The following is a 22,722-nucleotide window of genomic DNA, read 5'->3' as shown; positions in this document are numbered from 1 at the left end:
TACGCACCGCAGGCGCTGTCCAAGGCCGGCTGACCAGGCCGCGCGCGGGTGTCCCCGCTCGTGAGCGGGGACACCGTGGGGTGCACGGTCAGTAGGACGGGATCCGGTCACGCTCCTGCGTCGGCACGTTCGTGTGGTGTTGCGGGTGACGGCTTGCGTGCTTGCCGGGGCGGACCGGCCACCAGATGCTGCGGCCGAGCAGGGCGGCCAGTGCGGGCACCAGCACGATCGACAGGATGAACGCGGAGAGCATGATGCCGAGGGCTGTCGCGAAGCCGACCTGCTGGCTCGACGGAGTGGCGGCGAGACTCGCGAAGGAGCCGGCCAATACCAGCCCCGCGGTCGCGATGGCCGGCGTGGTGTGTCGTACGGCACGGGCCACGGCTGCGCGGGCCGGTCCCGGCCGTTCCATCTCCTCCCGTATGCGGTCGCTGATCAGGATGTTGTAGTCGGTGCCCAGCGCGACGACGAACAGGAACAGCACCAGGGGCAGGGTGAAGGCGACGCCCGGCTTGTTCAACAGGTGCTGGAACAGCAGGGTGGAGGCGCCGAGGGTGGCGGCGAAGCCGAGGCCGACGGAGAGCATGAGGATCATCGGCGCGAGCAGGCTTCGCAGCAGCACGAGCAGGATCAGAGAGATCAGCACGGCCGCGACCGGGAACACGATCTTCAGGTCATGGTCGACCGCGGTCGATATGTCGGCGAAGATCGCTGCCGTCCCGCCGACATGTGCTGTCAAACCGGTGGGTGTGTGCGCGGCGACCGTATCCCGGACCGGCCCGGAGACCAGGTCACGAGCCTGCTGGCTCTGCGGATCCGCTGTCAGGTAGAGGTCGATCCGAGCGGCGCGGTGGTCCTGGTTCAGGGTGGTCTTGCCCACCTGGCCCACGCCCTTGACCTTGGTGAGCGCCTGCGAGAGGGCGTCGAGCCGGTCCGAGCGCAGGGTGCCGCCGTCCTTGGCGGTGACGAAGACGCTCGTCGGGTCCGATACGCCGGCCGGCAGGGCACGGGAGATCTCGGTGGCGGTGGTCGCGGCCGCGGTCTGCGGTCCTCCGTTGTGCAGGCCGTAGTCCATCCGGATCCCGACCAGCCCGGCGGACAGCGCGCCCAGCATGACGACGGAGGCGACGAGCATCATCAGCGGCCGGCGTGCGACCAGGTCGCCCAAGCGGGCGGCAGAGCCCGGACGGGGCTCGCGCTTGAGGGCCCGGGAGGGCCAGAACATCTTGCGGCCGGCTGCCGCCAGCATGGCCGGCATCAAGGTGAGACTGCCCAGCAGCATGACCAGGACCGAGACGGCGATGGCCGGACCGAGCACCCGGAACTGTCCGAAGGACGCAACCCCGAGTGTGGCGAAGGCGGCCACGATGGTCAGCGCCGCCGAGGTGATGGCGTTGCCCACTCGGCCGGATACCTCACCGGCCACCGTGCGGGCGTTCTGCTCCGGGTGCGCCCGCAGCTGTTCGCGGAAGCGGAACAGCAGGAACAGCAGGTAGTCGGTGCCGATGCCGAGCAGGACCACACTGATCAGTGAGGGGGTGCCCGGGTCCAGTTTGATTCCGGTGAGCATCGCGGCGCCGACGACGGCACCCGACGCCGCACCGCCGATGAAGACGACGGCGAGCAGTGGCAGCAATGCCGCGAGAACGCTGCGGAAGACCAGCACATTGAGCAGCACGATGAGCCCGATGACGAGCATCGACGTGATCTTCGAGGCGGTCTCACCGGCGTCGGTGGTGTCGACGGTGTCGGCCAGGCCGCCAGTGAATCCGGTGCGCATTCCCGCGTCGGTGAATTGCGCGCGGGCGTCATCCCGGAAGGCCCGGTAGAGGTCCTGCATTCCGGGGGCCGTGGAATTGCCGACCAGCTCTGCGGAGAGCAGCTCGAAACTCCGGTCGGGCGCCATCATGGCCGGGGTGACCCGGGGCGTTTGTGAATAGTCCTTGAGCAGGAAGGACGGTCCGCCGTCCTTGGGTTTTGGCATGGTGACCCGGTGCCGGCCGAGTTTCTCGGCCTCGGCGCCGACCCGCTGCTGGTCCGCCGCGGTAAGGGCCTTGCCGTCCGGTCGGGCGACGAGCACGGTGACCGTATTGGCGTCGGATTTCACCCCGAATTGGTCCTCGGCGATTTTCAGCGCGGCGGCCGAGTCATACGTCTTGGGCAGGAAATCCCCGGTCTGGTTCTGGGTGACCCGATAGATCAACGTCGAACTCAGAGCGGTCAGAACGATACCCAGCACCGCCCAGACGGCGATGACCTTCCACGGGTTTCTGGTGGAGAATCCGGTCAGGGCGCGGATCACTGTGTCCTCCGGCAAATGGACTTCATCGCCGGGGGATCCCGGCCGGTTTCCAGACCATCACGCGGGGGCCCTGGAGATCGTCCGAGCAGAGGATGAACACGATCAGGGGTCCGGGGTCCGGCAATGCTCCCCGACCAGGACCGTGGTCCTGGTCGAAGATCAGCCGCAGGGGGAATGTCCGGCCCTCGGCCCGATGCGAGAATGGATCAGCCAGCAGGTCGTCCGCCCGGGGGAGCACCCGGAGGGCCGAGAACAGGGAGGGGCACCATGCGAACGCGCCGGTACACCGCGCCACTGATTCCCGGCGCGCTGCCGTGGACGCGCAACGACGGGCTCGTTGCCGTCGGGGCCGCAGTCGTGGACCTTCTCGGTTACCTGATCGGCAGCCAGACCGAGGACGGTTCCGTCACGGTCCCTGGAGTCCTTCTCGTCGTCCTGTCCGCTCTGCCGCTGCTGGCCCGCCGTAGCCATCCGATGCCGGCGTTCATCGCCGTGCTGGCCTTCACCGCGGTGCTGAATCTGTCCTCGTCGCTGCCGAGCCACTTCGGAGCGGTCATCACGGTGGGCCTGTACTCGGCGGCCCGAGTCTGCTCCGGTCCGATGACAGCGGTGGTGTCCATCGTGACGGTGCTCCTGACGCTGCTGAGTCAGAGTTTCGGGCGGACCACGTCGAGGACGGACGTCCTTGCCAATGTCCTCGCCGTCCTTATCGTCGTCATAACGGCGATCGTGGTCAGCCGCTGGCAACAGGAGGTCGCGGCGACCCGCAGGTTGCTGGCCGACCGAGCGGTGGCCGACGAACGGCGTCGCATCGCCCGGGAACTGCACGACATCGTGGCCCACCACATCACCACCATGCAGCTGATGGCCGGCGGGGCACGAGCCAACCTCGCGGGCAACCCCGAAGCCGCGCGGGACGCGCTGCTCACCCTGGAGTCCTCCGGGCGGATGGCCCTGGGCGAGATGCGCCAGCTCCTCGACGTCCTGCGCGCAGGCGACGAACCGGAGCTCGCGCCGCACGCACCCCAACCCGGAGCCGATGACATCGACCGTATCGTCACCGAGTCCCGGCTGGCCGGCCTGCCCACCGAGTTCCGGGTCTGCGGCCAGGAGAGACCACTGCCGCCGACCGTCGGGCTCACCGTGTTCCGGGTCGTACAGGAAGCACTCACCAACGCTCGCAAACACGCCGGCCGGGCCCGCGCGTCGGTACAGCTGACGTATCTCCCGGACCGCGTCGACGTCGAGGTCCTCGATGACGGCGCGGGCGCGCTGGTGCCCGTGGGAGCGCTGGAAACGGCAGCGGCGTCCCGTACCGGCTACGGGCTGATCGGCATGCACGAACGTGTCGCCCTGCAGGGCGGCACCCTGGAGACCGGCGGGCTGGACGGCGGCGGATTCAGGGTGGCGGCCAGCCTGCCACTGGCAGCGGATGAGAGAGCGGAACTCCTCCGATGAGCGCAGTCCCGCAGCAGAAGATCAGCGTGCTGATCGCCGACGACCAGCCGCTGGTACGGCGCGGCCTGGCACTCATCCTCTCCCCCGACCCGGCGTTCGAGGTGGTGGCCGAAGCTGAGGACGGCGAACAGGCCGTCGCCCTCGCGCACCGCTTCCGGCCGGACGTCGTCGTGATGGACATCCGGATGCCCGTCCTCGACGGTGTCCAGGCGACCGAGCAGCTCGCCGCCGCGCTCCCCGACTGCCGTGTGCTGGCCCTGAGCACCTTCGACATGGACGAGTACGTCGTGGGCGCGCTCCGCGCCGGCGCCTACGGATTCCTGCCCAAGGACATCTCCCCGGAGGAACTCGTCGCGGCGATCCACATCGTCCACGCGGGTGAGGCCACCGTCGCGCCCCGGCTGCTCACCCGGCTCATCTCCACCTACGTCAGAGCCCCGCACCGTCCGCAGAAGCCACCGATCAGCCTCAATGAACTCACGCCCCGCGAGGTCGAGGTGTGGCGCCTGATCGCCACCGGCCTCGACAACGCGGAGATCGCCCGCGCGCTGGACATCACCGTCTCCACCGTCAAGAACTACATCACCAGCATCTTCGACAAGCTCAGCGTCCGGGACCGCGCCCAAGCGGTGATCGCCGCCTACGAGTCAGGTCTCGTGGAGACCCAGCAGAACTAGGGGCAGGCCCCGGACAGGACACCATCTCCAGGACCCGTCCGCTGGTGTCGTGTCTGCCTGGCAGTATCGAGGGTGTGGAGGTGGGGGAGGAGATGGTGCCGGGATTCGCCATCCGCGAGGGCAACGCCGTGTACCGGGGCCCGTCGGCGGCGGGCTCGCTGCATGCCCACGCCGCCTTCCAAGTCGCCATCGCCGTCCAGGGCGAGGTGACCATGATGGACGCTTACGGCACCCACCACCGCGCCAAGGCGCTGATCGTGCCGCCGATGACGCGGCATCGCATCCTGGCGATGACGACCCTGGTCACTTTCTTCATCGAGCCGCATTGCGCGTTCGCGGACCGGCTGCGCGACCGCTGCGGCAACGGCATCACCCCGGCCCCCGAGCTGCGCGGCCTCAGCGAGAAGGACATCAGTGCCGCCGGTGCGCTTCCGTCGGCCGAGCTCGATGCCCGGCTGGTGAAGGCGATGAACACACTGGCGGAGCGGAAAGTTCCGATGCCGGGCCTCGCCGCGACGGCCGGGCTGTCACCCCAGCGCCTTCGCCCCTTCATCACGACCGGACATTGGTGAAGGGCCAGGCTGGAGACCACGGTGCTCGCCACATCCGCGCCGAGGACCTCCACCAGCGCGTCCCCCATGCCGACCCGCCATTCCGGTGCCGCACCCGCCCCCGCACCCGCACCCGGGCGACGCGGCCCAGTGCTGGGGTGAAGGTTCGTTCGGTCATGCGGGCAGTCTCGATCGCACGGTGCCACCCGGTCTTGAACGAAGCGCTCGTCCACCGGTCGGGTTTCCGGGACATCCCGAACTGCTCCGTCCACAGGGCCGTCGCAGGTCGCCTGTGCAGGCGGTAGTTCGGTGCGCTACCGGGCGTGAGATGGCGAGGTGGGGAATCTAGGGTGGGTTCATGCCCACCACAACGTCCGGCCCTCCGCAGTCCTTTGACCCCGCCGAGCTGATCGACGATCCGCACGCCGTGTACGCGCGGTTGCGCGAGGCCGGGCCCGTTCACCGGATCACCGGTACGGACGGACTGCCGGCCTGGCTGATCACCCGCTACGCCGATGTGCGCCGGGCGCTGGCGGATCCGCGGCTCGCTCTGGACAAGCGCAACGCGCGGCCCGGCGGCTACCAAGGACTCGCCCTGCCGCCCGCGTTGGACGCGAACCTGCTGAACATGGACCCGCCGGACCACACCCGTATCCGCCGGCTGGTCTCGCAGGCGTTCACGCCCCGCCGGATCGAGGAGCTGCGCGCCCCGATCCGGCGGATCGCCGACGACCTGCTGGACGCCATCGCCCCGCACGGTCGTACCGATCTGATCGCCTCGTACGCGGCCCCACTGCCGATCACCGTCATCTGCGACCTGCTCGGGGTGGCCCCGGCCGACCGCCAGGACTTCCGGTCCTGGACCGACGCCCTCATCACGCCGGACCCCGCCCAGCCCTCGCGCGCCAAGGAAGCGGTCGGGAGCATGCTGGGGTACTTCACCCACCTGATCGCCGCCAAGCGGTCCCACCCCGCCGACGACCTGCTCTCCGCGATGATCGCCGCACGGGACGAGAGCCACCAGGACCGCTCCGGGGCCGGGGAGGGCGACGAGGACCGGCTCAGCGAGGACGAGTTGATGTCACTGGTCTTCCTCATCCTGTTCGCCGGCTACGAAAACACCATCCACCTCATCGGCAACGCCACCTTGGCCCTGCTGACCGCCCCCGACCAACTCGAAGCGCTGCGGGCGGAACCGGGCCGGGTCGGCGGCGCGGTCGCGGAGCTCGCCCGGTACGACGGGCCCGCACCGCTGGCGATCCGTCGCTTCCCACTGGAGGACATCACCATCGGCGGTGTCACGATCCCGGCCGGCGAGACCGTCCTGCTGTCCCTGGCCGCGGCGAACCGTGACCCCGGCCAGTTCGCCGATCCCGACCACGTCGACATCACCCGCGACGCCACCGGCCACCTCGCCCTCGGGCACGGCATCCACTACTGCCTCGGCGCGCCACTGGCCCGCATGGAGACCGAGATCGCCCTCATCGCGCTCCTCGACCGCTTTCCCCACCTCGCCCTCGACGTTCCACCCGACACTCTGCGGTGGCGGCCCTCGATGCGGGCCCGGGGACTGCTCGCTCTCCCGGTGCGGTACTGAACGGCCCGTACAGCGCCGGTCGTTGACCATGGGGCCTGGCCGCGATGCACGCCGGCCCGGCCAGGCCGGCGGGCTCAGCCGGGCCAGTTGAGGTCATCGTGGCGCGAACCGCTCGAAGGTCTCGTACAGTGCAGCGCTCATCGTGGCGCTGCCCTTGTGCCCCGAGTCGTCGATGACGATCAGTTCCGAGCCGGGCCAGGCGCGGCTGAGTTCCCAGGCCGTGTCCAGCGGTCCGCTCATGTCGAGGCGGCCGTGGATGAGGACGCCGGGGATGTCCGCCAGACGTCCCGCGTCGCGGATCAACTGGCCCTCCTCCAGCCAGGCTCCGTGTGCGAAGTAGTGCGCGCAGATCCGGACGAAGGCGAGCATGGCGAGGGGCGGCCTGTCGCTGTACGGGGTGGGCGCGCCGTTGGGTTCCGCGGACAGGACCGCGTCCTCCCAGGCGCACCAGTCGAGCGCGGCCTTGGTCCGTACGTTCAGGTCGGGGTTGTTCATGAGGCGTGCGTACGCCCCGACGAGGTCACCGTCGCGGTCGGCCGTGGGAACACCGTCGCGGAACCGCTCCCAGGCCTCGGGGAAGAAGCGGCCCACACCCCGGTAGAGCCAGTCGATCTCGGTGCGACGAGTGCTGGTGACGGCGACGAGGACGATCTCCGAAACTCGTTCCGGGTACCGCTCGGCGTAGGCGAGGCTGAGCGTGGAACCCCAGGAGCTGCCGAAGAGCAGCCACCGTTCGACACCGAGATGCTCGCGCAACTGCTCCATGTCGGCCATCCGGTGTTCGGTGGTGTTGAGGTCCATGTCGGCGGCCGGATCGCTTGCGTGGGGTGTGCTGCGTCCACATCCCCGCTGGTCGAAGAGGATGATCCGGTAGCGCTCCGGGTCGAAGGAGCTGCGGCGGCCGGTCGAGCAGCCCGAACCGGGGCCGCCGTGGACGACCAGGGCGGGCTTGCCGTCGGGGTTGCCGCAGGCCTCCCAGTAGACGAGGTTGCCGTCCCCGGTGGGGAGCATGCCGTGGTCGTAGGGTTCGATCGGCGGGTAAGGCGCGGCCATGGTCTGACTCTCTTTCCTACGAGGTCGCCCGAACAGGCACAAGCCGCTCACACTACCTTCGCGACCGGATTCAGCTCAGGTCCGCGAGCACGGCCGGCTCCTCGTCAGGCCCCTCTCCGAGCGGCTCCTCCCTTCTGTGACAGGCCTGTTACCACCGCTGTGACTCCCGTCATGGCTGACCCGGTCCAGGCCTGATCGACTCACCGAATGCGTAGCGTCTCCCTCACCCTTCCCCTCGTCGTCGCCGGCGTTCTTGTGCTCACGGCTTGCGGAACGCAGAGGGTCGCCTCGTCGGGCGACGGCTCGCCACGGGCGGAGGGGGCCGACTCCACGGATCCCGCCAGCACAGCCTCCTGCGGGGCGCGGTCCTCCGACACGTGGGTCGCGCCCAGCGATATGGCGCCGCCTGGATCCCCTTCCGGTCTCGAGAAGGACGGAGTGAGGATCACGGGATTCAGCAGCCGTTCCAGCGCCTGCGCCGAGTTCGAGGTCACCAACCACGGGGCCGAACCCTTCACCTACACGATCGCTTTCGCGTTCCTGTCGGACTCCGGCAGGGAACCGTCGTCCATGGAGCAGACGGTTCCGTCCGTCGCACCGGGTCGGTCCGTGAAGCGGGTCTTCGCTGTCGACACGATGCACTCGCATACGGACGGGAAGGCCAAGGGTAAGGCAGGCGTGCGGATCACCAAGGTCAGGAGCGTCCCCACCGCCGAAGCGGCCCCGGCGGGTGGCGTCTGTCCGCTCTCGGGAGTGAGCGTGTACGTCGACAAGGGCGACGCCGCCATGGGACTGCGCGCCGTCGGTCTCCACCTGCGGAACTGCGGTACGCAGACCTACCGGCTCAACGGCTACCCGCAGCTTCAGATCCTCGACGAGGGCCACAAGCCCGTCAGCAGCGTGAAGGTCCTCCATGGCGGCAGCGCGATCACCGCGAGCTCCGGAGCCGACGGGGTGCCCCAGCCACTGGTCCTGAAGCCGGGCGAGAGCGCTTACGCCGATATGGTCTGGCGCAACACCTACGAAGCCGGCGCCGGCGATCCGGTGAACGCCCCGTACGTGAGGGTGTGGGCGAAGCCCGGTGCCGCTCCGATGACGGTGATCCCCGAACTCGACCTGGGCTCGACAGGGAAGCTGGGTGTCGGCCCCTGGAAGAGGGACGACACGATGGGGCCGGTCACCGGCGGCACGTCCGGCAGGCCGGCGCCGCCGTCCCTGACCGCCGTCCCCAGGCGACCGTGAAGACCAGCCTGCTCAGGCGCCCTGGTCCTTCCGCCGCTCTGCCACTGTCCGGATGTCCTGGGGTATCCCGGTAGGAGCGTGTCCCGGCGCAGGATGTTCTGGATGACCTAAAATCACCGGATGATCTTTATTGTCGTCAAGTTCCCCGTGAAGCCCGAGTATGCGGATGAGTGGCCGACGCACGTCGACGCCTTCACCAGTGGCACCCGGGCCGAGCCGGGCAATCTGTGGTTCGAGTGGTCGCGCAGCCTCGAAGAGCCCAACACTTACGTTCTGGTGGAGGCATTCCAGAACGACGCGGCCGCAGCGCACGTGAACTCCGATCATTTCCGGGCGGCGTTGGAGCACATGCGCCCCCTGCTGCGCCGTACGCCCGACATCGTGAGCACGACGATCGAAGACGCGACCGGCTGGAGTGCGATGGGCGAGCTCTCCATCGACTGACTGCGGGCTCTCCCGCCGGAATCAGTCCGCGATCCGCCGTGTCCGATGATGGCCGAAGGTGGTCATCGGCTTGATCCCTGCTGTGGTTCGGTTGGTTCGTCAGTGGTGTTGGGTCATGTGGGCGAGCGTCTGGTCGGCGCTGTCGGGAGCGAAGGCTCCGTCGATGCCCTCCGCCGCTCCTTCGGCGGCTTCGACGGAACGGGGCAGCAGGACGTCCTCGTAGGCGGTGATCGCGTCGTCGATGGTGGGGTGCCTGATGACGGCGCGGGCGAGGTCGGCGCCGTCGAGCATGGCGAGGTTGGCGCCCAGGCCGGAGAAGGGGGACATGAGGTGGGCGGCGTCGCCGAGCAGGGTGACGCCGGGGGTGTGGCGCCAGGTGTGGGGGACGGGCAGGGCGTACAGAGGGCGGTTGGCGTAGCCGGTGTCGGTGTCGGTGATGAAGGCGAGCAGGTCGGGGCTCCAGCCGGCGAACTCCTTGAGGAGGGCCTCGCGTACGGCGGTGGCGTCGGTCAGGTCGAGTCCGGCAAGCTGGTGCCAGTTCTCGTCGGTGCGCATGCCGAGGTAGGTGCGGATGTGTCCGCCGCTGGTGCGCTGGGCGATGACCCCCTGGTTGTTGTCGAGGGCCAGCATCGTGCCGTCGCCGGTGAGGGCGGCGAGCTGGGGATGGCGGATGTCGGCCTCGTCGAGGCCGGCCTCGACGAAGGTGACGCCGGTGTAGACGGGCAGGGCGTCGGACAGGAGCCGGCGGACCTTCGACCAGGCGCCGTCGGCGCCGATGACGAGGTCGACTTCCGCGGTGGTGCCGTCGGTGAAGTGCAGGCGGTGGGTGCCCTCGTCGCCGAGTGATGCGGCGCGGGTGAGCTGGTGTCCCCATCGCACGGTGTCCGGCTTGAGGGAGTCGCGCAGCAGGTCGCGCAACTGGCCACGGTCGATCTCGGGGTTGCCCACTTCGGGGTCGGTCCCGGGCGGGGCGGCGTCGAACAGGACGCGTCCGTCGCGGCTGACCAGCCGCACCTGCTGGCCCTCGGGGCGGGCCAGGGTGAGGAACTCCTCCAGGAGACCGGCTGCGCGCAGTGCGTGTTGGCCGGATTCGGGGTGCATGTCGAGGGTGCCGCCCTGGTTGCGGGCGGTGGGGGAGGCGTCCAGGTCGTAGACGGTGGGGGTCAGGCCGTGCTGCTGGAGGATGCGGGCGCAGACGAGGCCGCCGGGGCCGGCGCCGATGATCGCTATGCGAGGGGTGGTGGTGTTCATGGGTGTGCTCCGTTCGCTGTGCGGATGGGTGCGAGGGGTGGGGAAGCGCGGGAGAAGGGGTTCAGGAGCCGGGGAGTGTCACGCGGCCCTCATCCAGAAGAGCACATCAACTCAATAACTGCAACGGTACAACTTTTGCAGTTGTTCAACTTAGGAGTAGAGTGCCGGCATGACCGAAACGACGACCGGCACTCCGCAGCAGGCGCCGACAGGACGCCGCGAGCGCAAGAAGGCCGCCACCCGTCAGGCGCTCGCCGATGCGGCCCTGCGTCTGTTCCTCGAGCGCGGATACGACCAGGTCGGCATCCGGGAGATCGGGGACGCGGCCGATGTGTCCACCACGACGCTGTTCAAGCACTTCCCGGTCAAGGAGGCCCTCGTCTTCGACGAGGAGACCGACCAGGAAGCACTCCTGCTGGCCGCTGTGCGTCAACGGGCCGACGGCCAGTCGATTCCCGCGGCGCTGTGCGAGCACGCCCTGCGCCACCGGATCGTCGCCGCCGACACCGACGGCCGTTTCGCCGCCTTCAGCAACCTCGTGGACAGCACCCCCGCCCTGCGCGACTACGGCCAGAGCATGTGGCTGCGCCACGAAACCGCCCTCGCCCACGCGATCGCCGAGGAGGCCGGAGCCCCAGCCGCCGATCCGACGTGCGCCGCCCTCGCCCACTTCGCCCTCGAAGCCCCCCGCGCCGTGCGCGGGCAGGCCGACTCCCACCAGGCGCTCATCCGCGCCTTCGAGCTCCTCGAACACGGGTGGAACGCCGGCCGGCCGGGCGCCTGAACAACTCCGCGGCGTCAACGCGTTCTCACTGCGGCGCGGACCGCCCCCTGTGCGTCCGCGATCAGCGTTGTCAGTGATCGCCACTATGTTCAGTCGCATCCCGCCGATCTGGTGCGGAAGGCCTTCTGGTGCATAGGAGACGGTGAGTTGTCAGATTGGGAGAGGTCGAGCACGGCGCGGGTGACGGCACCCTCGCGGCCGCGCAAGCTCGCCAAGGTGCCGTTCGTCGAACTGGCCGACGGACGCCTGCAGGGTGTGGTGTCCAGCGGCTCGGACATCGAGCGGGTCTATGTCTCGTCGGTCGCGGCCGGGACCTACGCGTTCGCGTGCAGCACCAACAACAACCGGCCGTGCGGGGGCGCTCGGGGCTCGTTCTGCAACCACATCCAGGCCCTGATCAACGAGGCGGTGCTTCAGTACGGTGCCGACCGCGTCGCCCGCTACCTGCGGGTCGACATCGCGGACGGGGACATCGGCGCGCAGACCATCACCGCCGCGATGAGCTCCACACGTCCGCCGCAGGCGGACACCAAGGCCGCGGCGCCCGTCTTCAGCCGGTTCCTGCGTCACCTGGCCTACCTGGAACTCGCCCCGACCACCGCGCCGTTGCCGGAGATGCAGTGGTTCCCGCCGACCAGGCAGGTGGCGTGATGCGCGCCGACCTGCTCGTCGAGAACATCGCCGGACTCGACGAAGCCCTGACAGCCGTCGACGCGTTCGACCGGGCTCTCGTCACCGGTCTGCTCCGTCCCCAGCCCGCCCAGGCCGCCGGCCTGACCGAACTGGCCAACGCCGTCTCGGGTACGCCGCTGGCCGCCAGGGTCGCCGAGGCGGCCGATAAGGCGGCGGCCGGATCCGCGGGTGAGGACCACTTCGTCGCCCTCGCCGCCGCCCGCACCGCACTGCTGGGCTCGGTCCATGACGCACTGATGGCCCGCGTCGCTGAGGCGTCCGGCCGGCCCCGCGGTGCGGAGACCGCCCCGGCGCCCGGCGGTCGGCAAGGGGCGAACCTGCTGGCCGCCGCCCGGTCCTGGCTGTCCGACCTGGCACGCGCCGGGTGGCAGGGCATCGACCACGACACGGTCTCCGGAGCGGCGCATGTCGTCTCCGCGATGCTTCCCGACCCGGCCCTGCGCCGCCTGGCCACGCTCCTCGACGGCCTCGCCGCCGAACTCGCCGCTTCCTGCCCGGGCTCCGCCCTGGAACGCATCCCGGCCCGCCGCTGGGGCGACCTGTGGTCGCGCGCGATGCTGCTCACTCTGCCCGGTGTGGCGGACGCGCCGGTCACCGGGACGGTCACCGGCCGTCTGCTGCCCCTCGGCATCGACGTGCAGGAACACGCGACCGCCGTGCAGGCCCAGGTCCACGCGGTGTTCGAGCCGGCGGACGGCACCGCGCCGCGCCTGGTGCGCGCCAGTGTGTCGGTGCCGAAGCCCGACACGGTCGTCGGAGCCGGACTGTGGCAGCTGCTCCGGCCGCACATGTCGCTGCTGGCAGCGGTCAGCGACGGCCGCTCCATGGACCTCGCCGAGATGCCGGTCACCGCCGAGGGCGACCTGCTCTGGAGCGATGAGCACGCCCGCCCGAGCGAGCCCGCCGACGCCTTCGCCACGGCCCGCGTCGCCCTGCCCACCGCCATCGACCCGGCAACCGCGCCCATGGACCGGCACCCGGCGCGCATCGCCGTCCCCGTGTTCCTCGAGGGGTACGCCGCCCAACGGGACGACGAGGCACTGACGTTCACCGTGGCCGGTCATCCGCTCGCTGTCGACACCGACCGCATTCCGGCCGCCGGTCCGCTTACCCCCGAGGCCGTCGCGGCGTCCGGTGCCTGTATCGGACTGCTCCGCTGGGACGCCGGGACGTATCGCGTCCAGCCCCTGGCCGTCGAGACGACGGTACGGAAGAAGGCTGTCGCGATCCACGCCGGGGGCTGGGCCGGGGGCACGACCGACAAGGCCGGCGTCCGATCCGAGAAGGCCGCCACCGACGCCGTGGCCGTACTGCGGGAGCGCGCCGGAAGGTTGCTGCGGAAATGACGGAGCACGCGACCGCGCGAACCGCCGGCAGCGGGCCTTCGGCCGAGCACCCGGACGCACAGAACCCTGAGGTGGATTCCGACGACAACCGCCGTCAGGTCCTGTACTGGCGACTCCTCGCCCGTCTCTTCGACGGTGAGGAGCAGGCCTCGCTGGAATCGTCGAGCCTCGCTGTCGTCGAGGACATCGGTCTGCCGTCCGCGCTGCTGGACCCGCAGGCTTCCGTCGACTCGGTCGTGCAGCGCCACCCGGAGCTGGCCGCCGAGTTCGACGGACTGATGGTGCCAGGGCCGGACGACGATGGTGCACGCGACCGCGCCGCCGAGGTACGGCGTGCGGCGCTGGTGTCCAAGGTGCTGCTCAACGTCTTCGCCTCCGGCTCCGGCACTGTCACCGCAGGACAGTTGACGCGTTGGCAGTCGGACGCGGGCTGGCTGGAGCGCGCGCTCGGCTGCCGGCCCGGCGAGCTGCGCGGCGGCCGCGCCGGCGCGAAGGCCGCGGGACGGGGTGCCGGCCCGGCCGGAGCCGGCGGCCCGGGCACGACGCCCGATCTCAGCCGGCTCATTCCGGCGATCGGCCCGGAACTCGGCGCCATCGAGGCCGACCTCGTCAAGCGGATGCACCTGCGCGAGGTACTGGCCGACCCCACGCTCGCCGCGCAGCTGACCCCCAGCATGTCGCTGATCGAACAGCTGCTGCGGGACAAGAGCAACCTCTCGGGCGTGGCCCTCGCCAACGCCAAGTCCCTGATCCGCCGCTTCGTCGACGAGGTCGCCGAAGTGCTGCGTACCCAGGTGGAGAAGGCCACGGTGGGCGCCCTGGACCGTTCGATCCCGCCCAAACGGGTCTTCCGCAACCTCGACCTCGACCGCACGATCTGGAAGAACCTCACCAACTGGAGCCCGGAGGACGAGCGGCTGTACGTCGACCGCCTCTACTACCGGCACACCGCCCGCAAGACGACGCCGCAGCGGCTGATCGTCGTCGTGGACCAGTCCGGTTCGATGCTCGACTCGATGGTGAACTGCACCGTCCTGGCGTCGATCTTCGCCGGCCTGCCGAAGGTGGACGTCCATCTGATCGCGTACGACACGCGGGCCATCGATCTCACACCGTGGGTGCACGACCCCTTCGAGACCCTGCTGCGGACCAACCTCGGGGGCGGCAACGACGGCCCCGTCGCGATGGCCATGGCCCGCCCGAAGATCACCGAGCCCCGGAACACCGTGATGGTGTGGATCTCGGACTTCTATGAATTCAACCGCTCACAGCCGCTGTTCGAAGGCATCGAGGCGGTGCACCGCTCCGGCGTGAAGTTCATCCCGGTCGGCTCGGTGACCAGCTCCGGACGCCAGGAGGTCAACCCCTGGTTCCGGGAGCGCTTCAAGGCCCTCGGTACGCCGGTGGTCTCCGGTCACATCAGCAAGCTGGTCCACGAACTCAAGACGTTCCTCGCTTAGAAAGGCCCTCATATGTCCGACCTGTTGCGCGCCCCCGCCGAGATCAAGTACGCCGAGGAGCTGGACTGGCTGGAGTCGATCGACGACAACCCCAAGCCCTTCTCCTGGCGGCTGTCCCCGAAGATGGTCCGACTGTTCATCCTGGGCTCCGAGCGTTCCGACGGCCTGGACCGGGAGATTTCGCAGAAGTGGTTCGGCGACCGCAGCTTCGTCGAGCGCTCCATCGTCACACTGGCCTCCGACCGCGGTCTGCTGCTCATCGGCGACCCCGGCACCGGCAAGAGCTGGCTGGCCGAGCTGCTGTCCACCGCGATATGCCGTAACTCCACGCTGGTGGTGCAGGGCACGGCGGGCACCACCGAGGATCACATCAAGTACTCCTGGAACGTGTCCATGGTCATCGCCAAGGGTCAGTCGCGGCAGTCGATGATCCCCTCGCCGATCATGACCGCGATGGAGACCGGCGCCATCGGCCGCTTCGAGGAACTCACCCGCTCCACCAGTGATGTCCAGGATGCGCTGATCTCGATCCTGTCCGAGAAGTACATCTCCGTTCCCGAACTCGACAGCGACAACATCGTCTTCGCCAAGCCCGGCTTCTCGATCATCGCCACCGCCAACAGCCGTGACCGAGGCGTCAATGATCTGTCCTCGGCGCTCAAACGCCGCTTCAACTTCGTCCGCATCCCCGTGATGACGAACCGGAAGAGCGAGGCGGAGATCGTCCGCTTCCGCACCGAGGAACTGCTCCACCGCCACCAGCTCGAACTGGACGTGCCGCCGACGCTGCTCGACGTGCTGCTGCAGAGCTTCGCCGACCTGCGCGCCGCCGCGGCCGCGGCCGGCAGCGACGACGAGAAGCTGGAGTCCGCGCTGTCGACCGCCGAACAGATCGGCGTGCTCGAGGATGCGATCCTGCACAGCAACTTCTTCGGCGAGCGCGCCCTGACCGCACGCACGCTGGCCTCCTCGCTCGTCGGGTCACTGGCCCGGCGGGAGCCCGAGGACCTGGCGATCCTCAACAAATACCTGCACGGTGTCGTCGAGCCGCGCAGCAAGGAAGAGGGCGGATCCTGGCCGGAGTTCCTGGAGGGCGGCCGCGACGCGATCGCCACCCTGTCATGAGCGGCACCCACGAGGGGGCCTTCGAAGCGCTGCGCGCGCAACTGCAGGAGACGGCCGCGACGTTCGCCGACGGACCCGGCGCCCTCGAGGGCATCCTCCTCGGCATCGTCGACGACGTCGACCGGGCCGTGCGCGAGCCGCTCGAGATCTTCCCCGTCTGCCACCACTCGCCCGCCTCGGCGATCGCGATGGCACGCCGGCTGCGCGAGAAGCAGCCGAAGGTCGTGTATCTGGAACTGTGCGAGGACATGGCGCCGCTGCTGACCGAACTGCGCAACTGCAGGCTTCCGGTGGCGGTCCAGTCGTTCGCCACCGAGGTCGGCGGCTTCCCTGCCGAGTGGTCACCGCTGTCGGTGGTCGCTCCGATCACCGAAGCCTCGGCCGAGTACCAGGCGATCGCCTACGCACTGGACACCCCGGGCGTCGAACTGGTCCTCGTCGACCGGTCCTCCGACCACGTCTTCCAGTGGGACGCGCGCGCGGACCACCCGGCCGAGCCCGGCGCTGATCCAGGAGCGCCGGAAGCGCCGCCCGCCGAGGAGGAAGCCGTACTGCACGGCGACGCCATCGGTGTGGAGATCGGTGACCTGCGGCCCCGGTTCGCCGAACTGGAGGAGCACCTGCTGCGCCACGGCCGGGTGCGGCACTGGTCGGAGTGGTGGCACCAGTACGTCGAACTGCCGCTCGGCGACAGCGATCACGACACCTACCGCCAGGTCATGCTGCTGATCGGTAGCCTCTTCCGGCGGCTGGCACCCGGCGACGCCGACCGGGTGCGCGTGGACGAGGACCGTGAGCGGTTCATGTGGACCAGGATGCGCGAACACCTGGCCGCGACCGGCACCGATCCCGCGGACTGCCTTTACGTCTGCGGTGCGTTCCACGCGGCCAGCCGCGTCGCGGAGTTCGGTATCGACGGCACCGACACCTTCGAGATCAGCCCGCGCAGTGCCACCAAGTGGCTGCACGGGCTGATCCCGTCCAGCCATGCGGCGATCGAGGCGCAGTTCGGCTTCGCCGCAGGCTCGGTGTCGATCGCCGCGACCGTCTGGGCGAAGAACGTCAAGCGCACGCGCGTGCAACCGTACCGGCTGACAGGACAGGCGGGTGCGCCGTCGAAGGCCAAGAAGATCGCGGCCGGGGCTCCCGTGCCGGCGGTCCCCGCCTCGGACAAGCTGACGGGCTTCCTGCGGCAGCCCCCCGTTCTGGACCGGCTGGACGAGGCCGAACTGCTCGGCTGGTCGGTGGAGATCGTGCGCGCCGCGCGCCGCAACGGCTATCTCGCCTCCACCGCCGACGCCATCGCGGTGTTCGAGACGTCGATCCTGCTGGCCGGCATGCGCGACCGGGCCAGGCCCACGCCGTACGACTTCCAGGACGCGGCGGTCACCTGTATCGAGAAGGACTCCGTGCCCGGCCGGCGGGACGTGCGCCGGCTCGTGGAGATCATGATGGGTGGCGACCGGGTGGGCCAGGTCGGCTACGACGCGCTGCCACCGCTGGCCCGCGACGTGCACGACCGGCTCGCGCCGCTGAACCTCAAGCTCCAGCAGCGAGGAGTGCAGCGGGCACTGCTGGACATCACCTCCCAGCCCGCACTGGAGCAGTGCTCCGACGTGCTGTGGATGCTGCGCTACCTGATGCCGCACGGCGCCGCGCGACCGATCATGGGCGAGCGGAAACTGGGGGAGCGGCCGATCCAGGAGTCATGGGACGTGGCGCTGGGCACCCACCAGCGTGCGCTCATCGAGCTCGGCTACGAGGGCGTCAGCATCGAGCAGGTCCTGGAACAGCGCCTGCGCCGCACGGCCTACAGCCCACAGGCCACCGCAGCGACCGTCCTGGAAGCCGTCGAGGACGCGACGCTGTACCTGCGGAGCCGCCGCATCGCCGACGAACTGGGCACCCGCGCTCTGGAGGTGCTGTCGGCCGAGCGCAGCGTCGACGGCGCCCCGGAGGTCCTGCGCCGGGTCCGGCGGCTGCTGGCGTACTACCGCACCAGCGAGCCGGTGCTGCCGCCATGGATCGAGTCCTTCGTCAAGACCGGCTACGCGCACTACTGCACCCTGCTGCCGACCGCGTTCACCGACGACGACGCCACCGTCCGCCAAGTGGCGGCGATGCTGGGATTCCTGTTCAGCATGGAGAGTCTGGCCCTGTCCCTGGGCTGCGACCGCACCCAACTGGAACTGGCGGTGGCCCAGTCGCATCCGCAGGACCCGTCGAGGACGGCCCTGCTGTGGGCGGCCCAGGTACAGCTCGGGCACCTGAGCCGCACGGAGCTCCGGGCACGCTGCGACGAGCTGCTCAGCAACCCCATGGTGGTACCCGCCTATCCGCGCTACCTGAGCGGCTTCGTCCACGCCCTGGAGCCCGTCCCGGGCCTCACCGACTTCGTCGTGGAGGCGGTGTCGAACGCCTTCGGCCGACTGCCGGACCCGGTCCTCCTGCCGTGGCTGCCGACCCTGATCACCACCCTGCGCTCGGGCGGCGCCGAACTGGCCCCGCTACTGATCCGTGAGGCCGGAAGAATCTTCCCCGGCCGGCTCGCGGCGCTGGACGCGTGGGTGCCCCCATGGCGGGCACCGCAGGGAACGGAAGCCGTACGGGTGGCACGCCGCACGGACGCCGACCACGGCTGCACGCTCCTCGCCGCCCACCCCGCGACGTGCGACGCGATGGCAAGCTTGCTGGGCTGCGAAGAGCCCTGGCAAACCACCGTTCCCCAGCCGCGGGGCGCGGCGCTGGCGGCCCTCCACCCGGCCACGGCTGCGGCACTGGAGGCGGTGCTGTCCGGACCGGGACACCTGTGAGCACAAGCCCTCCGGATGCGGCCGGACCGGCGAACCGCGGTCCGGCCGCGAATGGTCCGGGTTTCGCGTCAATGCCCTGCCGGAACCAGTCCTGGCATTCTCCGGACAGTACGCCGGTATGGTCGCCGTCACGCGTGAGGATCCGACCGCCGACTACGAGAACAACATTGCGCGGCTCTACATCAAGGCGGGCAAGGCCGGTGAACAGACGCCCGCGTCGTCCGGCGGCCCGTCAGCGGACAGCGGCCTGTCAGCGGACGGCAGCCATTCCGGTGACAGCCTCGCCGAATCCGGTGGCGGCAACGGGATGACCTGGACGGCTGCCGGTGGAGCCACCGTGCTCGCGCTCGGCGTCGGCGCCGTGATCATCACCTGCCGCCGTAAGACCACACGCAGCGCCTGATCGACGGCCCCTTGTGGCAGGTCTCCCGTCGCACCCGTGGCCGGGCGGGATCCCCTGGCGGAACTCGCCCGGCCACCGCTGAGCGGGGCCGCGGTGACACCGGACGGCGATGCCGCGGCCTGTGCCGGATTCCGCGATGGCGGTCTGCCTTTGCTCGAACCGGCAGCCAATGCGGTCCCCTGCGTCCTACGATCATTTACATGCTGCTTCGCCGAATGCTGCGCATGGTCATGGTTCTTGCTGTGGTTCTCACCGGAGTGGTTCAGGGGGGTGTGGGGACCGCGTGGGCCGGGGAGAGCCGGACGTCGTCCGATCGGCAGTTGCTGTTCTACAACCATGCCTACGGCGTGTTCGACCGCGAGACGGCCGATGCCATCGAGCACTCCGAATACCTGCGGAACTTCGCCAACTTCCAGGTCCGCACCACGACGGGTACCGGCGGCGAGACCTGGACCGGTCGTTATCTGATGGGCCGCCAGACCTACCTCGAACTGTTCGGGATCGGCGATCTGCCCGGCCAGGACTCTGTTCTCGGTTCCGCCGGGATGGGGGTCTCAGCAGAGCGGGCCGGCGACCTGGCGACGGTGACCCAGCGCTTGCGGGATCAGGGGACCCCCAACCCGATCGGGTTCCGCCAGACGCGAGACTTCGGCGCCGGCGTGCCGGTGCCGTGGTTCGACGCGGTGTTCACCACCGACCAGTACGACACTTTCGGCGCCTGGGGGATGGAGTACCTGCCGGAGTACTTCGCCGACCCGCGCAGCAAGACCGAGCCGGCCAGCTACCCCGGTGACGTCGGCCGGGAGCGGTACCTGTCCGACGACTACCGCAGCCATCTGATGCGCGATGTGACCCTGGTCCGTCTCGCGGTCACCGAACGCGACCTTGCCAGTACGGTGCCGTTGCTGAAGGCCGGCGGGTTCCGCGTGCACTCCGTGGCAGGCGGCGTCGTTGCGCAGGGCGGCGGCACCACGATCCGACTCGACGCTGTCGCCCGCGACAAGGTGGGTCTGCGCCAGGTCGAGATGTCGCTCAACCGGTCCGTCCTGTACCGGCACGAGGAGCGGCTCGGCCACTCGACGCTCACCGTCGGCCCCGGCCCCCGCGCCGTCTGGAATTTCGGCGACACGAAGTAACCGGAATCCTGCGGATCCGTTGTAGGCGCCGTGCCGGCTTCGGCACGGCGCCTACGCGTTGCGGCGCGGGTCGCCCGGCCTCATGAGGCCGGTGGCCCAGCCAGTCGCACCAGGTCCGTCCACCCATGGTCAGCGAGCGGTCAGCGCGCGGTGCGCGGCCCCAGGGAGTCTCTGAGCAGCGCACGGGATCGGCCCGAGCGGCACTCGCAAGGAGCACACCATGCAGAGCAGCACCGTCCTCATCTCCGGTGCCAGCATCGGCGGACCGGCTCTCGCCTACTGGCTGGCCGAGTACGGCTTCGAGGTCACCGTCGTGGAACGCGCCCCTGCCTTTCGACCGGGCGGTCAGGCGGTCGATGTGCGCGGCCCGGCGCTGGAAGTCGCCGAGCGGATGGGCGTGCTGGACGAGCTGCGGAGCCTGGCCACCGACATGCGAGGCATGTCGATGGTCGACGCCACCGGTAAGGAGCTCTACCGCAGTACGGAAGGCACCATCAGCGGCGGTGAATTCGCCACCCCGGATGTCGAGATCCTCCGCGACGACCTGTGCCAGGTGCTCTTCCGGGCCGCCGCCGACCGCGTCGAGTATCTCTTCGACGACTCCATCGTCGCCCTTGCCCAGGACGCGCAAGGGGTCCACGTCACCTTTGAGAACGCCGATCCGCGCACCTTCGACCTGGTGGTGGGCGCCGACGGGCTGCACTCCAACACCCGGCGGCTGGCCTTCGGCCCGGAGTCCGAGTACATCACCCACCTCGGCACCTACCTGTCGGTCTTCACCGCCCCCAACTACCTCGAGCTGGACCGCTGGCAGGTCTGGCACCAGGGCGGCACCGCAGGCGGTGCGATCATGACCGCCCGCGGCAACGCCGAGATCCGGGTCTTCGCGGGATTCGAGGCACCGGAACCTGTCGACTACGACTACCGCGACACCGAGGCGCAGAAGAAGCTGGTCCACGACCGTCTGTCCGATGTCGGCTGGGAGTTTCCCCGTGCACTGCAGTACATGTGGGACGCGCCCGACTTCCACTTCGACTCGATGAGCCAGATCCACCTGGACCAGTGGTGGCGCGGGCGGGTGGTCCTGGTCGGTGACGCCGGTTACTGCGGTTCGCCCATGTCGGGGCAGGGCACCAGCATGGCCATGGTCGGTGCCTACGTGCTGGCTGGCGAACTGAAGGCCGCCCACGGTGACCACCGGATTGCCTACCCCGCCTATCAGGACGCCCTGCGCGGCTACGTGGCGGAGAACCAGCAGCTCGCCCTCACCAACAAGGCCCGCATCGCGGCCGAGACGGGTGCTGCTCAAGGTGAGGCCATCGCCGATATCGAGGTCCAGGACTTCGGCCAGGTGGTCAATGGCCTCGTCCTGAAGGACTACTGATCGGACCAGCCACCGGGGGGCGGAGACCAGCGTTCCGCAGCCGGTCGACGCGGTGGAACCGGGGACGTCCGGGTCAGCCGGTCACCCAGGTGCCGGTGAGGCTCTGGATGGTGGAGCCGTCGAGGTCGGCGAGCTTGGTGCCGACGAAGTCGCGGGCCCGGTCGGAGGTCTGGACGCGGAACGCCGGCCGGTCCGCCGTGAGGGCGTCGATGATCGGTGCGGCGGCCTGGGCCGGGGTCTGCGCGGAGCCGAAGGCTTTCATGGTCCGGTCGATGTAGGCCTGGAGGGCGGGTCCGTACGGTCCGGCTGCCGCGGTCAGCGCCGGGACGTCGAGGCTCTGGCTGGCAACGAACTCGCTGGCCACGGCGCCTGGTTCGATCACGGTCACCGAGACGCCGACGGTGGCTGCCACCGGGGCGAGGGACTCCATGAAGCCTTCGACCGCGAACTTGGCAGCGCAGTAGGCCTCGTTGAACGGCTGCCCGACCACGCCGCCGACGCTGGTGACGGTCAGCACCCGTCCCTGGGATGCCCGCAGGTGGGGCAGCGCGGCCCGGGTGACCTCCACGACGCCGAAGAAGTTCACTTCCATCGTCCCGCGGACGTCCGCGACGGTGCCCTGTTCGATGGTGCCCACGTGTCCGGCTCCGGCGTTGTTGACCAACGCGTCCAGCCGGCCGTGCTCGGCGATGACCTCGGTCAGGCAGTCGGCCACGGAGTCGGGGTCGACCACGTCCAGGCGCTTGATCTGGATGCGGTCGGTGACTCCGGCCTCGGCGGCCGCCTTGCGCAGGGCGTCGGCCTTGCCCGGGTCGCGCATCGTGGCGACGGTCAGCCATCCGGCCTGAGCCGCGGCCACGGCGGTGGCCAGGCCGATGCCGGAGGAGGTGCCGGTGATCAGGACGGTCTTCTGGGGCTGGGCGGGCTGGGCGGACATGCGGGCCTCGTCTCTGCCGGGGGTCGGGAGATGACCCCCGGATATAGTGTGCGTGCACACACACCA

Annotated in this window: 19 protein-coding genes; 15 read left to right on the top strand and 4 right to left on the bottom strand. The window is 69.8% G+C overall.

Going from position 1 to position 22,722, the window contains the following annotated elements; translation table 11 throughout:
- Window positions 1–88: 88 nt before the first annotated feature.
- Entirely contained in the window at window positions 89–2,317 is a 2,229-nt protein-coding gene (locus C6N31_RS33340) for an MMPL family transporter (protein ID WP_232485962.1), read from the bottom strand.
- A gap of 252 nt (window positions 2,318–2,569) precedes the next feature.
- Here C6N31_RS33340 and C6N31_RS33335 point away from each other — a divergent pair, with 252 nt between their 5' ends.
- The 4 genes from C6N31_RS33335 (at window position 2,570) to C6N31_RS33320 (ending at window position 6,585) form a co-directional block, all read left to right on the top strand.
- Complete coding sequence (locus C6N31_RS33335; protein WP_138355384.1) at window positions 2,570–3,760, top strand: sensor histidine kinase; 1,191 nt, start codon at window positions 2,570–2,572, stop codon at window positions 3,758–3,760.
- Entirely contained in the window at window positions 3,757–4,437 is a 681-nt protein-coding gene (locus C6N31_RS33330; RefSeq protein WP_138355385.1) for a response regulator, read from the top strand. The genes C6N31_RS33335 and C6N31_RS33330 overlap by 4 nt, the downstream gene beginning before the upstream one ends.
- Window positions 4,438–4,511: 74 nt before the next feature.
- Complete coding sequence (locus tag C6N31_RS33325) at window positions 4,512–5,009, top strand: hypothetical protein (RefSeq protein ID WP_198358898.1); 498 nt, start codon at window positions 4,512–4,514, stop codon at window positions 5,007–5,009.
- Window positions 5,010–5,346: 337 nt separating this feature from the next.
- On the top strand, window positions 5,347–6,585 hold the full coding sequence (locus C6N31_RS33320) for a cytochrome P450 family protein (protein ID WP_138355387.1): 1,239 nt from the start codon (window positions 5,347–5,349) through the stop codon (window positions 6,583–6,585).
- A gap of 93 nt (window positions 6,586–6,678) precedes the next feature.
- Here the strand turns inward: C6N31_RS33320 and pip are convergent, their stop codons facing one another.
- On the bottom strand, window positions 6,679–7,638 hold the full coding sequence (pip, locus tag C6N31_RS33315; protein WP_138355388.1) for a prolyl aminopeptidase: 960 nt from the start codon (window positions 7,636–7,638) through the stop codon (window positions 6,679–6,681).
- 438 nt (window positions 7,639–8,076) lie between these two features.
- On the opposite strand from pip, the gene C6N31_RS33310 reads away from it, so the two are divergent.
- Window positions 8,077–8,880 (top strand): DUF4232 domain-containing protein, encoded by an 804-nt coding sequence (locus tag C6N31_RS33310; RefSeq protein WP_307811573.1) that lies wholly within the window; start codon window positions 8,077–8,079, stop codon window positions 8,878–8,880.
- 120 nt (window positions 8,881–9,000) lie between these two features.
- Window positions 9,001–9,324, top strand: a complete 324-nt coding sequence (locus tag C6N31_RS33305) for a putative quinol monooxygenase (protein ID WP_138355390.1) — start codon at window positions 9,001–9,003, stop codon at window positions 9,322–9,324.
- Window positions 9,325–9,423: 99 nt separating this feature from the next.
- Here the strand turns inward: C6N31_RS33305 and C6N31_RS33300 are convergent, their stop codons facing one another.
- Window positions 9,424–10,575, bottom strand: a complete 1,152-nt coding sequence (locus C6N31_RS33300; protein ID WP_138355391.1) for an FAD-dependent oxidoreductase — start codon at window positions 10,573–10,575, stop codon at window positions 9,424–9,426.
- Window positions 10,576–10,744: 169 nt separating this feature from the next.
- Here C6N31_RS33300 and C6N31_RS33295 point away from each other — a divergent pair, with 169 nt between their 5' ends.
- The 9 genes from C6N31_RS33295 (at window position 10,745) to C6N31_RS33255 (ending at window position 21,719) form a co-directional block, all read left to right on the top strand.
- A complete protein-coding gene (locus C6N31_RS33295) occupies window positions 10,745–11,359 on the top strand; it encodes a TetR/AcrR family transcriptional regulator (RefSeq protein ID WP_198358887.1) in 615 nt (204 codons plus the stop codon).
- A 147-nt stretch (window positions 11,360–11,506) separates the two neighbouring features.
- The gene (locus C6N31_RS33290) at window positions 11,507–12,010 is read left to right on the top strand and encodes a hypothetical protein (RefSeq protein WP_138355393.1); all 504 of its coding nucleotides are present in this window, start codon (window positions 11,507–11,509) and stop codon (window positions 12,008–12,010) included.
- A complete protein-coding gene (locus tag C6N31_RS33285) occupies window positions 12,010–13,398 on the top strand; it encodes a hypothetical protein (protein ID WP_232485961.1) in 1,389 nt (462 codons plus the stop codon). Before C6N31_RS33290 ends, C6N31_RS33285 begins: the two co-directional genes overlap by 1 nt.
- Window positions 13,395–14,858 carry a VWA domain-containing protein gene (locus tag C6N31_RS33280; RefSeq protein ID WP_187145170.1) on the top strand — a complete coding sequence of 488 codons (1,464 nt, stop codon included), beginning with the start codon at window positions 13,395–13,397 and terminating at the stop codon, window positions 14,856–14,858. The genes C6N31_RS33285 and C6N31_RS33280 overlap by 4 nt, the downstream gene beginning before the upstream one ends.
- A gap of 12 nt (window positions 14,859–14,870) precedes the next feature.
- Window positions 14,871–15,983 (top strand): ATP-binding protein, encoded by a 1,113-nt coding sequence (locus C6N31_RS33275; RefSeq protein WP_138355395.1) that lies wholly within the window; start codon window positions 14,871–14,873, stop codon window positions 15,981–15,983.
- Window positions 15,980–18,796 (top strand): DUF5682 family protein, encoded by a 2,817-nt coding sequence (locus C6N31_RS33270; RefSeq protein WP_198358886.1) that lies wholly within the window; start codon window positions 15,980–15,982, stop codon window positions 18,794–18,796. The genes C6N31_RS33275 and C6N31_RS33270 overlap by 4 nt, the downstream gene beginning before the upstream one ends.
- A 118-nt stretch (window positions 18,797–18,914) precedes the next feature.
- Window positions 18,915–19,199 carry a hypothetical protein gene (locus C6N31_RS33265; protein WP_138355397.1) on the top strand — a complete coding sequence of 95 codons (285 nt, stop codon included), beginning with the start codon at window positions 18,915–18,917 and terminating at the stop codon, window positions 19,197–19,199.
- A gap of 224 nt (window positions 19,200–19,423) precedes the next feature.
- A complete protein-coding gene (locus tag C6N31_RS33260; RefSeq protein ID WP_198358919.1) occupies window positions 19,424–20,335 on the top strand; it encodes a DUF5829 family protein in 912 nt (303 codons plus the stop codon).
- A gap of 220 nt (window positions 20,336–20,555) precedes the next feature.
- On the top strand, window positions 20,556–21,719 hold the full coding sequence (locus C6N31_RS33255) for an FAD-dependent monooxygenase (protein ID WP_198358885.1): 1,164 nt from the start codon (window positions 20,556–20,558) through the stop codon (window positions 21,717–21,719).
- A 73-nt stretch (window positions 21,720–21,792) separates the two neighbouring features.
- Here C6N31_RS33255 and C6N31_RS33250 read toward each other — a convergent pair whose 3' ends face one another.
- Window positions 21,793–22,656 (bottom strand): SDR family NAD(P)-dependent oxidoreductase, encoded by an 864-nt coding sequence (locus tag C6N31_RS33250; RefSeq protein ID WP_164294083.1) that lies wholly within the window; start codon window positions 22,654–22,656, stop codon window positions 21,793–21,795.
- Window positions 22,657–22,722: the final 66 nt, after the last annotated feature.

This window comes from Streptomyces fildesensis (assembly GCF_016107395.1).
Classification (GTDB): Bacteria; Actinomycetota; Actinomycetes; order Streptomycetales; family Streptomycetaceae; genus Actinacidiphila; species Actinacidiphila fildesensis.
This window is presented reverse-complemented; position numbering and strand designations above follow the sequence as displayed.